Annotated in this window: 13 protein-coding genes; 9 read left to right on the top strand and 4 right to left on the bottom strand. The window is 30.9% G+C overall.

Annotated features, from left to right (window positions below; genetic code table 11):
* Window positions 1-86: 86 nt before the first annotated feature.
* Complete coding sequence (locus tag PQF96_RS27100) at window positions 87-1,394, bottom strand: ABC1 kinase family protein (protein ID WP_109437989.1); 1,308 nt, start codon at window positions 1,392-1,394, stop codon at window positions 87-89.
* A 24-nt stretch (window positions 1,395-1,418) separates the two neighbouring features.
* Entirely contained in the window at window positions 1,419-2,081 is a 663-nt protein-coding gene (locus tag PQF96_RS27095) for a TetR family transcriptional regulator C-terminal domain-containing protein (protein ID WP_271770105.1), read from the bottom strand.
* A gap of 258 nt (window positions 2,082-2,339) precedes the next feature.
* Between PQF96_RS27095 and htpG the strand changes: the two genes are divergently transcribed.
* The 5 genes from htpG to PQF96_RS27070 all read left to right on the top strand — a co-directional run bounded on the left by htpG (window position 2,340) and on the right by PQF96_RS27070 (window position 11,497).
* Complete coding sequence (gene htpG / locus PQF96_RS27090) at window positions 2,340-4,229, top strand: molecular chaperone HtpG (RefSeq protein ID WP_271770103.1); 1,890 nt, start codon at window positions 2,340-2,342, stop codon at window positions 4,227-4,229.
* Window positions 4,230-4,362: 133 nt separating this feature from the next.
* Window positions 4,363-5,352 carry a helix-turn-helix domain-containing protein gene (locus PQF96_RS27085; protein ID WP_271770101.1) on the top strand — a complete coding sequence of 330 codons (990 nt, stop codon included), beginning with the start codon at window positions 4,363-4,365 and terminating at the stop codon, window positions 5,350-5,352.
* Between the two features lie 98 nt (window positions 5,353-5,450).
* Window positions 5,451-8,711, top strand: a complete 3,261-nt coding sequence (locus PQF96_RS27080) for a DUF2723 domain-containing protein (protein WP_271770099.1) — start codon at window positions 5,451-5,453, stop codon at window positions 8,709-8,711.
* Window positions 8,712-8,841: 130 nt separating this feature from the next.
* Window positions 8,842-10,500 carry a serine hydrolase gene (locus PQF96_RS27075; RefSeq protein WP_271770097.1) on the top strand — a complete coding sequence of 553 codons (1,659 nt, stop codon included), beginning with the start codon at window positions 8,842-8,844 and terminating at the stop codon, window positions 10,498-10,500.
* A gap of 142 nt (window positions 10,501-10,642) precedes the next feature.
* Window positions 10,643-11,497: a DUF6503 family protein gene (locus PQF96_RS27070; protein WP_271770095.1), complete on the top strand. Its 855-nt coding sequence runs from the start codon at window positions 10,643-10,645 to the stop codon at window positions 11,495-11,497.
* A gap of 100 nt (window positions 11,498-11,597) precedes the next feature.
* Here the strand turns inward: PQF96_RS27070 and PQF96_RS27065 are convergent, their stop codons facing one another.
* A complete protein-coding gene (locus tag PQF96_RS27065) occupies window positions 11,598-12,662 on the bottom strand; it encodes a M12 family metallopeptidase (RefSeq protein WP_271770093.1) in 1,065 nt (354 codons plus the stop codon).
* Between the two features lie 280 nt (window positions 12,663-12,942).
* Between PQF96_RS27065 and PQF96_RS27060 the strand changes: the two genes are divergently transcribed.
* From PQF96_RS27060 to PQF96_RS27050, 3 genes are read left to right on the top strand one after another with little or no spacing between them, the layout of a single operon-like run.
* Complete coding sequence (locus PQF96_RS27060; protein WP_271770091.1) at window positions 12,943-13,404, top strand: hypothetical protein; 462 nt, start codon at window positions 12,943-12,945, stop codon at window positions 13,402-13,404.
* Window positions 13,404-13,751, top strand: a complete 348-nt coding sequence (locus PQF96_RS27055; RefSeq protein WP_271770089.1) for a DoxX family protein — start codon at window positions 13,404-13,406, stop codon at window positions 13,749-13,751. Before PQF96_RS27060 ends, PQF96_RS27055 begins: the two co-directional genes overlap by 1 nt.
* Window positions 13,752-13,769: 18 nt before the next feature.
* Window positions 13,770-14,381, top strand: a complete 612-nt coding sequence (locus tag PQF96_RS27050) for an alpha-ketoglutarate-dependent dioxygenase AlkB family protein (RefSeq protein WP_271770087.1) — start codon at window positions 13,770-13,772, stop codon at window positions 14,379-14,381.
* Window positions 14,382-14,469: 88 nt separating this feature from the next.
* Here PQF96_RS27050 and PQF96_RS27045 read toward each other — a convergent pair whose 3' ends face one another.
* Window positions 14,470-14,886: a hypothetical protein gene (locus PQF96_RS27045; RefSeq protein ID WP_109437978.1), complete on the bottom strand. Its 417-nt coding sequence runs from the start codon at window positions 14,884-14,886 to the stop codon at window positions 14,470-14,472.
* 205 nt (window positions 14,887-15,091) lie between these two features.
* Between PQF96_RS27045 and PQF96_RS27040 the strand changes: the two genes are divergently transcribed.
* Entirely contained in the window at window positions 15,092-15,949 is an 858-nt protein-coding gene (locus PQF96_RS27040; RefSeq protein ID WP_109437977.1) for a helix-turn-helix domain-containing protein, read from the top strand.
* Window positions 15,950-15,987: the final 38 nt, after the last annotated feature.

Genomic DNA, 15,987 nt, shown 5'->3' with positions numbered 1-15,987 from the left:
ATAAAAGCGAAAGATGTGCCAACCACAGCACATCTTTCTAACAACCTAACCAATAAATAAACAAACCAAGTCAGTCGAATGACCGACTATAGGTACTTTTCATAATTCCTTACTTGGATCTTTGCTTTTAGATCGTGTAACAAATTATACAAGCCAAAAAACGTACGATTGATATATAAGAAATGTTTACTTCCTCTATTTCCATTCATTTTTCTTAACTCTGTGTCTTTAGAATATTTTTCACTTAATTCTGTTATCTTTCTCCAAAATGTCTCATCTGCAAAATCAAATTCCTCTACATTAAAAGGTGTTGTAAAAAGGCTCAACATTTCATGAAATAACTCTGAGAAGAATCTTTTTTCTTCAGGGGAATCATCTTGTCTGAGGATTTCTAATTGGAACATTTTTTTATTAAAAAATTCCGGATTATCAATATTTTTCTTTTCTGCTAATTCAAAATAAGGAGTATAAAATTCTAATGGCACTTTCTTTACACATCCAAAGTCAATCGCAATAAGGTTATCATCTTTATCAACTAAAAAATTTCCTGGATGAGGATCAGCATGCACTGCCTTAAGAATATGCATTTGATACATATAAAAATCCCACAATGCCTGACCAATTTTATCTGCTTTTTCCTGATCATTATTTTGTGTTGCATATTCGCTTAAATGAAGTCCATCCATCCAATCCATAGTGATGATACGTTCACTAGATAGTGCCTCATAGTATTTTGGAAATCGCAAATTGGGAATCTTAGCACAAGACCCTGTTATTTCCTTACTTTGCTTAACTTCTAATATATAGTCCGTCTCTTCAAGTAATTTTCCTTCTAACTCTTTAAAGTATTTTTCGGAGTCCTTTCCTTTTAAGTTAAACATTCTGATGGCGATGGGTTTTACCATCGCCAAATCAGAACTTATACTGTTTGCAACTCCAGGATATTGAATTTTCACAGCAAGTTTTTTCCCGTCTTTAATAGCTTTATGTACCTGACCGATACTTGCAGCATTTACAGATTGAGTTGCAAACGAATCATATAGATCTTCTGGGTATTTCCCATGATATTTTTTAAATGTTTTTCTAACCAATGGAGGAGATAAAGGTGGTACACTAAACTGTGATAAAGAAAACTTTTCTACATAGGCATTGGGTAGAATGTTTTTTTCCATAGAAAGCATTTGTGCTACTTTAAGAGCGCTCCCTTTTAAATTTTTCAATCCATTGTATATATCAGCAGCGTTATCTTCATTTAACTGTTCTTTAGTTAAATCAGGATTAACAGCCTTTTTACCGTAGTATTTTAGATAATTCCCACCTACCTTCACTCCCGTTTTTACGAGTTCTGCAGTTCTACCTAATTTGGTAGTAGGTATTTTGTCAATTGTTTTCATACAGTTTCTAAATTCGTTCTTTCATTAATTCCACATCGTTTTTTCTTTCCATAGAAACTTCCCGAAGTCTAACACATTATTTAAAGGAGTATTATCAAATAAATCAAATACGGTATTCACCGACTTCTCTATAGCAACATCGGTTTTCTCAAACCCTGCAGATTCATCATCTACCCAAAATTTTAATAAGAACAAAAACTGAAACCAAGCTCCTTCAGAAAATAGTTTAACAGGATTCTTAGTTACTTTGAATAATTTTTCATCATTATCTTCTTCAATTAGTTCGGTGGCAAAACCTTTTATATGGTCTCTCAAACTTTTTAATTGTTTTAAGTTTTCGAAAGGCATATCATAACGCTTAAGCGCAAAAAGAACATAGCTACGATTTAAGGTTAGCATTTCGAAAAAAGTAAAAAAGAATGTCAGAAATTTATTTCTACTAGAGAAACTTCCATAATCTTCATTATTATTCATTGCATCAATCGTAGTGGTAAAAAAAGCATTCCATATTGCTCTGTCTAAACTCTCCAGGCTTCCAAAAAATGCATAAAACTCTTCTTCCTTTATATTGATATCATTACAGAATCTATATACAGATTTAGGATATCCGTCATTTTCCAAAACATAATTCATATATTTTGATATAATAGTCTGACTGGTAACTTTTTTATTCTTTGATGTAGCCATATTTCACACTTTAAATTAGTATGTAAATATACTAATTGTTCAACTTTTTTATAAATAAGTTAAACAAAAAATATGTTAAAGTTGTTTCAAAAAAAATGAAATTCTAATCCAACATGATCTTAGTCTTAAATGTCAAGAAATCATTACAACATATCTTAAAAAACTATTTTCTGTGTCAGTTTGTCAGATATGCTGTATTGGTATTTTTTTTGACTACATCCAATCAGAAGATGATAATCAAATTAAAAAATTATAAAAATGGCAACAGGAAGTATTAATGTATCTGTAGAAAACATTTTTCCTTTAATAAAAAAATTCTTGTACTCTGATCATGAGATTTTTTTAAGAGAACTAATTTCCAATGCAACAGATGCTACTTTAAAGCTAAAACATTTAACTAGTATTGGAGAAGTTAATGTAGAGTATGGTAATCCAACCATCGAAGTTAAAATAGATAAAGATAAGAAGCAATTGCATATTATCGATCAAGGGATTGGTATGACTGCAGAAGAAGTAGAAAAATATATTAATCAAGTAGCTTTTTCTGGAGCAGAAGAATTTCTTGAAAAATATAAAGATAGTGCAAAAGACTCAGGAATTATTGGACATTTTGGACTTGGGTTCTATTCTGCTTTTATGGTTGCCGATAAAGTTGAAATCATTACTAAATCTTATAAAGATGAGCCTGCTGCACATTGGATTTGCGACGGATCACCAACATATAGCATAGAAGCACATGACAAAACTGATAGAGGAACAGAAATTATTCTTCATATCGGTGAAGATGATGTAGAATTCTTAGAAGATTCTAAAATAAACGAATTACTGGTAAAGTATAATAAATTTATGCCGGTAGCTATAAAGTTTGGAACCAAGACTGAAACTTTACCAAAGCCAGAAGATTCTAAAGAAGAAGATCCTGCTCCTACCCAGGAAGTAGACAATATTATTAACAATCCTAATCCAGCATGGACAAAGCAACCAGCTGATCTACAGGATGAAGATTACAAAAGTTTTTATAGAGAATTGTATCCTATGCAATTCGAGGAACCTCTTTTTAACATTCATCTAAATGTAGACTATCCATTTAACCTAACGGGGATTTTATATTTCCCAAAATTAGGTCAGGATATGGGAATGCAAAAAGATAAAATTCAATTATATCAGAACCAGGTTTTTGTTACTGATAACGTAGAGGGTATTGTTCCTGAATTTCTTACTATGCTTCGCGGAGTAATTGACTCTCCTGACATCCCTCTTAATGTATCTCGTTCATATTTACAGGCAGATGGTAATGTAAAAAAAATCTCTAGTTATATCACACGTAAGGTTGCAGATAAGCTTAACTCTATGTTTAAAAACAATAGAGAAGATTTTGAACAAAAATGGAATGATATTAAAATTGTAATCGAGTACGGAATGCTTTCTGAAGAAAAATTCTTTGAAAAAGCAGATAAGTTTGCTCTTTACCCAACAGTAGATGATACCTATCTAACTTTTGAGGAGTTACAAGAAAAAATCAAAGACAGTCAAACAGACAAGGATAATAAAACTGTAATATTATACGCCTCTAATAAAGATGAGCAACATGCATATATAACTGCTGCCAAAGATAAAGGGTATGAAGTATTGCTTTTAGACTCTCCTATTGTTTCTCACTTAATCCAAAAATTAGAAACAAGCAAAGAAAATATCTCTTTTGCCAGAGTTGATGCTGATCATATTGACAATCTTATCAAAAAAGATGAAGAAACGATTTCTAAATTATCTGATGAAGAAAAAGAAGCGCTAAAAGTTGATCTAGAAAAAGTTGTTCCTAAAGAAAAATATACCGTACAATTAGAAGCAATGGATAGTAATGCTTCTCCTTTTATGATCACTCAACCAGAGTTTATGCGTCGTATGAAGGAGATGCAACAAACTGGCGGTGGTGGCGGAATGTTTGGTATGGGTAATATGCCAGAAATGTACAATTTGGTCATCAATACAAATCATGAATTGATTGGACAAATTGCCAGTACTAAAACAGAAAAGAAAAAAGAGCGTTTGATAAAACAATCTCTGGATCTTGCAAGACTTTCTCAAAATTTATTAAAAGGAGAAGAATTGACTGATTTTATTAAACGTAGTTACGAAATGATCAAGTAAAAAATATTTTTTTACTTAAAACTAATAGGCCGCTTTGCTATTCATAAATAGTTAAAGCGGTTTTTTTATCGTATACTTTTGTTTTAAACTTCAAAACTTTTACATTCGTAATGATCTTCAATATAATACCAAAATGAAGAACTTAAATTACTTTTTTGTATTCTTTATATTTAGTAGCATAAACCTCTTGGGGCAAAATTCTGTTTCTGGATATGTACATATTAAAAACCCTGATCAATGGGAACAAAAAGTATATTTAAGTCATATCAAACTTGAAGAAAACAGTACTACTTATAATGCAACTACTATTGCTTCTTCATCACTTAACAAAGATGGTTTTTTTGCTTTCGATCAAAGTTTATTTACTTCAAAAGATGAGATTTATAAAGTTCAACTGAATCCAATATCCTTGAATGACAAAGATGTTCTTTTAAGCAAAATTAAAAACTTCAAGTTCTTTATTTTATCCAAAAAGGACACCATACATTTTACAAAAGGAGAATTATTATTTGGGAAGTATGCAACAAATAATGAAGCAGATCAAGAATGGCAAAAACTAAAAAACTTCGAGGCTACTTATCAAAATCTGACAGACGATTTTGATACCAAAAAATATCTTCTGGAAACCAAAGGATACGTAAAAGATTCTTTACAGATACTTTTGGTTAAACTTATAGGTATTAAAAAACTTGATGATCAGGACTTGTTAGAAAAAGATGTTATTGCCAATCCACGTTATTATTTGGATTTACTTAAAGAATTAAAATCAAGTGACCTTGATCCATCTGCATATGCATATCTAGAACATAAACTCTCATTCATTACCAAAGAAATTAAGAATCAGGATTATAAAATGAGTTTATGGATTGGTAGTATTGCCTTATTAATTATTATCGCATTAATTGTATTTATCATAAAATCAAAAAGAAAAATACAAGCAGTAGTTATCCCTCCACTAAGTAAGCAAGAAAAAATTATAAAGGACCTCATCATTTCAGGAAAAAGCAACAAAGAAATTGCCAATGAACTATTTGTTAGTCTTAGCACTGTAAAAACTCATATTACTAACATTTACAGCAAGCTAAACATTTCCAACAGACAGGATTTATTACTTAAAAAGTAAAATCAGACCCGTACTAGTACCTTATTCAGCCACAAAAAACTAGACACTACATCAATTATCATATTTATTTGATCCATAATAAAATGGTATCAAAATAAATGAATGAACTTAGTTTTCAAAAGTGGAATAAAATATTAGGGTGGGTAGTTTTTATCATCTCTTTAAGTGTTTATTTACTTACAATAGAGCCTACAAATAGTTTCTGGGATGTTGGAGAATATATTGCTACTTCATCAAAATTGCAAATAGGACATCCTCCAGGGGCTCCACTTTTTCAGATAATAGGTGCTTTTGCATCGGTTTTCACTTCTAACCCCAAAGAGATTGCTATGACACTTAACTGTACCTCGGCAATCGCAAGTGCATTTACTATTTCATTTATGTTTTGGTCCATAGTTATCCTTGTTCGTAAGCTAGAATCAAAGGATAGTGCCTTAAACAATAGCAAAGCTATTATAATTTTAGGCAGTGGGTTTGTTGGTTCATTGGCATATACATTTACCGATAGTTTTTGGTTTAACGCAGTAGAAGCAGAAGTATATGCTATGGCAACATGTATTTTGGCATTGTTGTTTTATCTCGGTTTATTATGGGAGAGAGACATGTATTTAGCACGAGGAAATAAGTGGTTAATTTTAATATCCTTTATTGTTGGATTGTCATTTGGTATTCATTTTATGGGATTATTATCTATCCCAGCAATTGGATTATTGTATTATTTTAAAAATTGGAAAGACATTACTCCAAAAAATTTTATCATTGGTAATTTTATAGCAGTAGCCATATTACTATTCATCTTTAAGCTACTAGTACCATACACACTAAAGTTTTTTAGTCTTTCTGAAGTTTTCTTTATTAATGTGATGGGACTTCCCTTTAATTCTGGGACTATTATCGCAGGAGGTATAGTAACTGTTCTTTTTTATCTGGGAATTAAGCATACTCGAAAAAAACAATATCCTTTCCTAAATACCATAGTACTATCCATACTTTTTATCCTGATTGGTTTCTCTAGTTGGGTAATGATTCCAATTCGCGCTAATGCAGGTACGGTAATTAATGAAAATAATCCCAATAATGCTCGAGAACTACTAGCATATTATAACTTAGAACAATATCCAAAAACTCATTTGTTTTATGGTCCTTTGTTCACTGAAATTTATGCCCACCTTGATGAAAATAATCCATATGAAGACGACAATCCAAAATATGAAAAAGATGAAAAAACCAGAAAATATAACATAGTTAATGATTGGAAAAACGCTAAACAAAATCTTGATGATCGCCACAAAACATTTTTTCCGAGAATGTGGAGCACAGAACATATAGTTAATTATATGAAATTTACCGGCCCTATTAAATTCACAATAAAGCCAGAATTTCATAAAGAAAAAGAGATACTTAATACCGTAAATGATTTTAGTAAAGCGTACGTTAATGGTAAACTAGATGACGAAGATTATGATCAATTTCTTAAATCTTTTGGAAATTATCTCGATATAGAGAGGCCATCAGTTTGGGATAATTTAAAATTTATGTTTACGTATCAGATGGGATATATGTATTGGAGGTATTTTATGTGGAATTTTGTAGGAAGGCAAAATGATATTCAAGGAAAATTAACTAATCAAAACGGAAATTGGCTAAGTGGAATACAATTCATAGATGAAATCCATTTAGGATCTCAAAAAAAATTACCTAGTGATGTTTTAAAAAACAAAGCACGAAACACATACTATTTCCTGCCATTTTTATTGGGTTTAATAGGGCTTGTTTACCAAATCAAACATGATAAAAAGAATTTCTGGGTTCTATTTGTTTTTTTCTTATTTACGGGCCTAGCACTTAAGATATATCTAAACGAAAAACCTTTTGAAGTTAGAGAACGTGATTATGCCTTGGTAGGTTCTTTTTATGTATTTGCCATATGGATCGGAATTGGGTTATATGCTTTATTTAATACAATGAAGAATTTTATAAAACCAAAAATAGCAACTCCACTGGTACTTATTCTTTGTCTGTTAGCAGGACCTATTATGCTCGCTACTCAAAATTGGGACGATCATGATCGCTCTAATCGATATACTGCCCAATCTATGGCAAAAATGTACTTATCCTCTTGTCAAGAGAATGCAATTCTATTTACTATAGGTGATAACGATACTTTTCCATTATGGTATGTTCAGGATATCGAAGAATACAGAACTGACATAAGAGTCATAATCTCTGCATATTTAGGAACAGATTGGTATACTGATCAAATGAAAAAAGCCGCATATAAAAGTAAACCTATCTCATCACAACTTACACATAAATTTTATGCTTATGGCAATAATGATGTGATTTATCATAAACCCATTACAAAAGACACCATGCTGATCAAAAATTGGTTAAAGTGGATAGCATCTGACGATCCAAGAACCAAAGGAGATTTGCAAAGTGGAAAAAGAGTAAACACATTCCCTACACAACATATACGAATTCCTGTAGATAAACAAGCTGTATTAAAAAATGGGATTGTCTCTAGTAAAGATGCTGATAAAATTGTTCCATATATCGATATTCATTTAAAAGGCGATTATCTGCTAAAACATAGATTACTGATGTTAGATATTCTAGCAAATAATAACTGGGAACGACCTATTTATTTTTCTGGAGGTAGTTTTGGTGATGATGATTATATATGGATGAAAGAGTATTTACAGTTAGATGGATTGGTTTATAAACTTGTTCCTATACAAACCAAAATAGATCCTAAAAATCCATATGAAATGGGTAGAATTGATACTGAAGCAATGTACCCAATAGTTAAAAATTGGGATTGGGGTAATGGAGAAAGTGCAACTATATATCATGATCCTCAAACCCGCAGAAATGGTATTAGTTATAGAAGTAGTATAAGCAGATTAGCAGAAGAGTTAATTGAAGAAAATAAAATAAATAAGGCAAAAGAAATTTTAGATCTTGGGATACAAAAAACTCCAGTCGAGTATTACGGGTACTATACCTTACTACACCCTTTTGTATCCAGTTACTATAGCATCAATGAGAAAGAAAAAGCAAGAGATCTTTACACTACTATCACTAAAAAATACCAGGAACAATTAATCTATTATGGAAATTTATCAATTAAAGATCAATATGAATATGCCCAGGAGATTGTTACACAAATAGAGTATTATAGAAATTTAATAGATATCTTATTTATCTCCAAAGACAATAAATTTGCAGACATTAAGGCAGAGGAATTTAATACATACATCTCACTCTTCTCACGTTTATATGGTGATAGCGATTATATAGAGCATGAATCTGATAATGAACAAGAAAGGGATTCAAACATTCAATTTAAAGATTGAGGTATACAGATATTATGGTTTTATAAAACAGTATTGATTTACTAATAAATATAAATCAACAACATAAAATCATTTGTAACCAGAAATAATAATAGCCGTCATACATTGATATCAATCAAAAACAGATATCATGAAGTTAGCAAAACATACATTTAAAATCAATTCTTTTCTACTGGTATTAATTTTTATAATATCTCGTCCTTCTTTTTCACAAAATCTGGAAGAAAAATTCGATAAGCTTTTAATCGAGCGATATAAACTCAATGGGTCGGGAGCTTCAATATTGGTTGCTAAAAAAGGAAAGGTTATTTATCATAAAGCTTTTGGGTTATCTAATATAGAGCTTAATGTCCCTATGAAAACCGATAATGTTTTTGAAATAGGTTCTATCACCAAACAATTTACAGCAGTAGCTATTCTAATGCTAGTCGAGCAGGGTAAACTTAACGTCAAGGATGAAATCACCAAATTCATTCCGGATTATCCGACTCATGGAAAAAAAATCACACTACACCATCTTTTAAATCACACTTCTGGAATCAAAAGTTACACTGAAATGAATCTTTCAGAGATCAAATCAAAAGATATGACTCCAACAGAATTGATTAATTACTTTAAAAATGAACCCATGGATTTTGATCCAGGACAACAATGGAAATATAATAATTCTGGATATATCATTTTAGGACATATTATAGAGAAAGTTGCTTCACAAACTTATGAAGATTTTATAGAGCAACATATTTTTAAAAAATTAAAAATGGGCAACTCTCGATATGGCCATAAAAACGAAATAATTATGAATCGCGCAGCGGGATATCAAACTCGAGAAGGTTATATCAATTCTGATCGTATCAGTATGACTTTACCATATGCTGCTGGTTCTTTAATGAGTACTACAGAGGATTTATTTAAATGGCAAACTGCATTAAATCAAAATGTTTTAATTAAAAAAGAAACATTACAAAAAGCACATACTAACTACCCTATTGCAAATGGTGAGTATACTAATTATGGATATGGTTGGTTAACATATGATGTTAATGGAGTACCTGCTATTCAACACGGTGGAGGTATTTTTGGATATACTTCTTATGCAATATATATTCCCGAAGAAGATGTTTATGTAGCCACTCTTACTAATTGCAATTGCAATAGCCCTGGTAATCCTACTAAAAAAATTGCAGCAATGGCAATTGGAAAACCGTATAAAACTTCTAAAAAAAATACCAATATATCTCCAAAAGAATTAGAAAAATTTGTTGGTGTTTATGAATTCGAAGACAAAGTAATTAGAATTATCACACTAAAAGACAATCAATTATACAGTAAACGACAAGGAAGTACTGCTTTTAAAATTTTTCCTAAAAACAAGACTTCATTTTTCTTTGAAGATAATTTTTCTGAATATGAATTCGATATCTCTAACGATTCTGTAAAAGTGATATTTACAGATCGAGACTCAAATAGAATCTCTAAAGGAATAAAGACAAACAAACCAATTCCAGTTGAAAAGGCCGAAATCAAAATCAAAGAAGAAATCTTGAAACAATATGTTGGTATTTACGAAATCAAACCTGGATTTGATCTTAATATAACATTAAAAAATGGAAAACTAATTTCTCAAGCTACGGGACAAGAAGTTTTTGAAATACATCCAGAGACAGAAACTAAATTCTTTGTTAAAGAATTTCCAGCAGCACTAGAATTCATAAAAGAAAACGGCAAAGCCACCAGTGTTATTTTACATCAAGGAGGTCAAAAGATACCTGCAAAGCGAAAAAAATAAAATTTATTTGAACTATGCACTGAGCCACATAGCATATTATAGAGCTCAGCACATAGTTCTGTATCTGTTAAGTTTTCATAATTATTATTTTTCATGTATTTGGTTTTAGTAATTTTAACATTCATAACACAAACTATTTTATATGAAAAATTTATGGATTTTAATTATAACAATTACTATTCTTGGCTGTAATAAAAGCACAAAAGAAGAAAATGAATCTATCGATCCTAAGGATAATACTCCAGAGGCTATTCCTGTAGAACCAGATGGTGGTATTGGTGATGGCGCTCTATCTATAATGGATAATTATATTCTACAAATTGAAAAAGCACATCAAAAAACAGCATTTCTAAAACATAAAGCTGTTAGTTTTAATATAGATATTTATTTTGGAGGAAAACAACGCTTAGATGGAAAAATTACAATGCTGACCAATGCTACCAAAATCAGAATTGATAAAAAAGATGATAGCAAATTAATCTATACAAATCAAAAGGTTTATTTGTGCCCTAAAGAGGCAAATGATAAAGGAGCACGTTTTGATATGTTTACATGGACGTATTTCTTTGGATTTCCATATAAATTAGATGACCCGGGTACTCAATGGGAGCTACAAAACGTTAAGACTTTAAATGAAGTAGAACATCAAACGGCAAGGCTTACTTTTGAAAAAGGAATAGGTGATTCATCAGAAGATTGGTATATTATCTATTCTGATCCTAATGATCATACTTTAAAAGCAGCTGCTTATATTGTTACTTTTGGAAATCAAGATGATACATCAAAAGCAGAAGGGGATCCTCATATAATTCAGTATAAAGAGTTCAAAATAATAGATGGGATTCCATTCGCAACCAAGTGGGAGTTCTATGGATGGTCTGAAGAAAAAGGTTCCACTGATAAAATTGGAGAAGCTACCCTTACCGATATTACTTTTCTCGAAGATGAAGGTACAATATTTGAGACTCCAGAAAACGCTAAAGAGATTATGCTTTGATGTTTATAGTCATTAGAAAATATAAAAATCCCTCTAAGAATTTTAGAGGGATTTTAATTTCTAATATCTATTAATTACATCCAAATTAGATTTAGATTTACTAATTCTTTGCTACATCATTAAGATCTGGTAAATCTTGAGTTGGTGCAGATTTAGAAGTACCACATTGTCCTATTCTAGTCCAACCAGATGTAGTACGCTCAAATAAATAACCTCTATAGGTTACACGATCTCCAGGCTGATAACTTTGTGAACTAGACCAAGGAGCAACTCCTTCACAGATATCATTACCTCCTCCACCATTGCCTGGATACATAACACTAATTCCAGAAATATCTCCAGCAGAAAGTCCATTTCTTTGTGCGTTATACGTGGATCCATTTTTTCTTACAATTGTCGGTTGTCCATTTGCCGAAAAAGCAAAAGAGCCATATAACATAATAGAGTTGAAATCTAATGCATTAGTATACTCATCTCCATCAATACCCTGTTGCACATAAGTTTGAAAGTTAAATGCTCTATTTGATTGTATATTCTGAAAATTAATAGTGATATACTGATCTCTATCTTTTCTACTTTGTTCATGCCATAATCCAACCGCATGACCTATTTCGTGAATTGTATTTCCTGTAGAACACCCATTAGCAAGATTAATGTTTTGTCTTCCTCCTGTACGACCCACAGAAGATGAACATCCACTACCTGTCCTAAAATAAATATAAGCAGTTTGGTTTGTTCTTCTTACAAAGGTAAGGTCTGTATTTGCCTCCCAATGCGCAATTGCATTAGTAACCCTTGCTTGATTAGGCAAACTACTTTGTATATCATAATATACCGTGTTATTTGGCCAACGACGCGTAGTACGCCCTGTACTTTTTGCGTCTTTTGGTAACATATCATCAGGGATAACATGCATATCTCCCTGCATGATATATTCATCTCCAATTTTTTCTACTTCGACAGATTCCCCGTTAAGTTGAATTGTAACCAATTTTCCTGTCGTGTCAGGGTAAGCTACTTCCTGAAGGAAGTCTTTTCCTGTGACTAATTGATTATCTAATTGTTCCTGAGAATTGTCTAATTGCTCATCTTCACACGAGGTGAATGTCATGCACGCAGCGAATGCTAAAGCCCCTACTAGAGAGCTTCTAAAAGTTGTTTTCATAATTAATATATTTAAGTTTGTAATAGTGTTAACTGTAGTATTTTGGTTTTTATTGTTTTAGGTAAAAACAATTATTCTTTTTGAGTGTATCGAATTCTAATCTTCAAAAATACCTAGATCCAAAAAGTCAATATTTCAAACAAATATTTACATCTTAGATTATTTATTCAAAGCAGAGTTTGAAAAGACAAATTCTATCTTTTAAATTTTATACTCTTTAAGTGACAGCTTTTTTTTGTATCTTTAAGAGGCACATTTTTTTCTCTAAATACTCTTTATCATGACTCCGCTTTTTAAAAAATTACAGCTACCTCCTTTATTGGATGAGATATTGATCTTAAATGAACCTGAAGGGTTTTGTAAAGAATTAGATTGCCTTAAGGATGTTGTCATCAAAGAATCACTTATTCAGGTTTCAGAGGTTGATTTTGCACTTGTTTTTGTTACTCAAAAAACACAAATTGAAAATCGCATAGAAACTGTATATCCCAAACTTGTTGGGGATGCAATTCTGTGGTTTGCTTATCCAAAGAAAACCTCTAAAAAATATACTTCAGAAATTAATCGTGATTATGGCTGGGGGGTTCTAGGGGATTATAATTTAGAACCTGTTCGACAAGTTTCTATAGATAATGATTGGTCTGCTTTGCGTTTTAGAAAAGTGAGTTTTATTAAAAAAATGACCCGTAGTAAAGATTTTGCACTTAGCGAAGCGGGTAAAGAAAAAACATCTGGAGTTTAATGAGTTGGCACTTATATATCGTATCCTTTATCTTTAGTCTAATAGGAATTTTTCATTTAGTTCGTCCAAAAGCATTTATGAGAATAATGCCTCTGTATATCCCTTATCACAGGCTCCTCGTTTATTTAAGTGGTATTGCCGAAATTCTTGTAGGTATTGGAGTATTATTTGAACAAACCAGAACGATTTCTATTTGGAGTATCATCATAATGCTAGTTTTATTTTTTCCTGTGCATATTCATATGCTTATCAACAAAAAAGCTGGATTAAATCTTCCAAAACCTGTTTTAATCTTTAGATTATTACTTCAATTTGTGTTGATTTATTGGGTATATTCCTATCTTTAGTTTTTCTCCTTTAATTCGATGAATTTAGATTTATTTTCTGCAGAAAACGATTTCATAAAGCTAGATATGCCAGATGCAGATGTGGTATATTATCCTGAACTCTTTAGCCGTAATCAATCTGACGTCCTTTTTGAAACCTTATTAAAAACAATAGACTGGCAACAAGACAATATTACTGTTTTTGGAAAAACATATCCTCAACCACGTCTTACAGCTCTTTACTCTGACAATGATCAATCCTATAGTTATTCTAACATCACTATGTATCCCAAACCATTTACTAAGGAATTAGTTTTGATAAAGGAAAAAATTGAACCTATAAGTCAGATTACATTCACTACTTGTTTACTTAATTTATATCGTAATGGACAAGATAGTAATGGATGGCATTCTGATAATGAAAAAGAACTTGGAAAACACCCTGTTATAGGTTCTGTAAGTTTAGGTGAAGAACGATGGCTTCATTTTAAAAATAAAAAAGATAAAAACCAAAAACACAAAATCAAATTACAGCATGGGAGCCTGCTATTAATGAAAGGAAAAACACAAGAATACTGGCTTCATCAGATACCAAAAACAAAAAAAGTCATTCGTCCTAGAATCAATATTACCTTTAGAGTAATTAAATAAAAAAAACCTCGCGGCAACAAGGTTTTTTTACGTTCAAACAAAATCAATTTATGAAATACCTCGCTGCAACGAGGCTAATATCTTTATATTATTGTATAATTTGATGTGAATCTTTATCAAAATTCACAGTATTTAAATCATAATTGTCTTTCTTTAATAGTAGTATAGCTAATAGACTAAATAATAAATGAACAGTTGCACAATTTATATAATTTGCATCCAGCAAAAACAGTGCAAAAAACCCAAATAAAATAATAGCCGCCATTAGAGCTTTTCTTGTAAAGATTCCTAGAGTGATAAAAAATCCAATAATAAACTCTTCAAAAGGAACTAATGGAGCCAAACTCTCTATTATAGTCGTATCAAATACGGTAACATTACTAAAGTATCGATCTAATCGCTCTAAAAATTCTGAATATTTGATCACATTATATATACTATACAAGACCAAAAACATTCCAAAAGCTACCCTGATAACATGATATATAAAAATTTTATGTTTCATGCGGATTTGTGTTAAATTTTAAAATGCAAATTTAGATTCTAATTCAATTTTCATACTTGTATAATTTTATTTATAACTTGTACAAAGCACCAACAACTCACTAGTTATCAACACACTCCAACGTTTTCGTTATAAAATACAAGTAAAAAAGAATTCTGATTTTATTGATTTTATTTTTGTAACTTTAAAATGTTAAAAAAATGTTATGAACCGTTATACCTTGCATGAGACTTTTGTGGTACATCAATATTCTATTGATGAATGGGAAGCAGAACCTCATAATCATAATTATTTTGAAATCATTTTTATCGACAAAGGAAATGGCTACCATACCATTAATGATATTAGATTTTCATATAAAGAAAATGACATTTTTTTATTAGCTCCAGAAGATACTCATCACTTCGAAATCGAAAAACGTACTAATTTCACATATTTTAAATTCACTGAGCTTTTATTTTCTGGTAAAATCAACTTACCCGATAGAAAATATTGGTTACAGCGTATTGAACAACTGCTCCATCATCCTAACATCATTCCCGGAGATGTTATATCTCATGAAGAAGACAGAAGCATTATTTGGGATATTCATAATGTTGTTTTGGAAGAATTTAAAAATGAGAAAATATATTACCAAGAGATTATCTCAAATGCAATAAGTACTATTTTAAGCATAATTGTTCGTAATATTTCTGAAAAATATAATTCTAATCATAGAGATGTTCCTGTTGGACATAGCAAAATTGATTTAATCTTAAGTCATATCAGACAACATGTTTATGATAATGATCTTACTAAGATAGGTTTTCTGGCTGATAAATTTAACATGTCTCAAAGCTCTATTAGCACTTATTTTAAAAGAAAAACAGGAGAGTCTATCCATCAGTATGTGACAAAATATAAAATGAAATTGGTCGAATATCGTTTACAACATACCGAATTTACCATTGCAGAAATTGCATATCAATTAGGATATACGGATGAGAGTCACCTTACTAAGACCTTCAAGAAACATTTTTCTATGTCCCCAAAACAATATCGTAAAGAAATCACTATTAGCTAGTGATCAACACAAACTCTTATTGTTTCTTTTTGTGTTCT

This window comes from Aquimarina algiphila, assembly GCF_947494415.1.
Classification (GTDB): domain Bacteria; phylum Bacteroidota; class Bacteroidia; order Flavobacteriales; family Flavobacteriaceae; genus Aquimarina; species Aquimarina algiphila.
The sequence above is the reverse complement of the archived record's forward strand: the minus strand, read 5'-3'. Positions and strand labels throughout refer to the sequence as shown.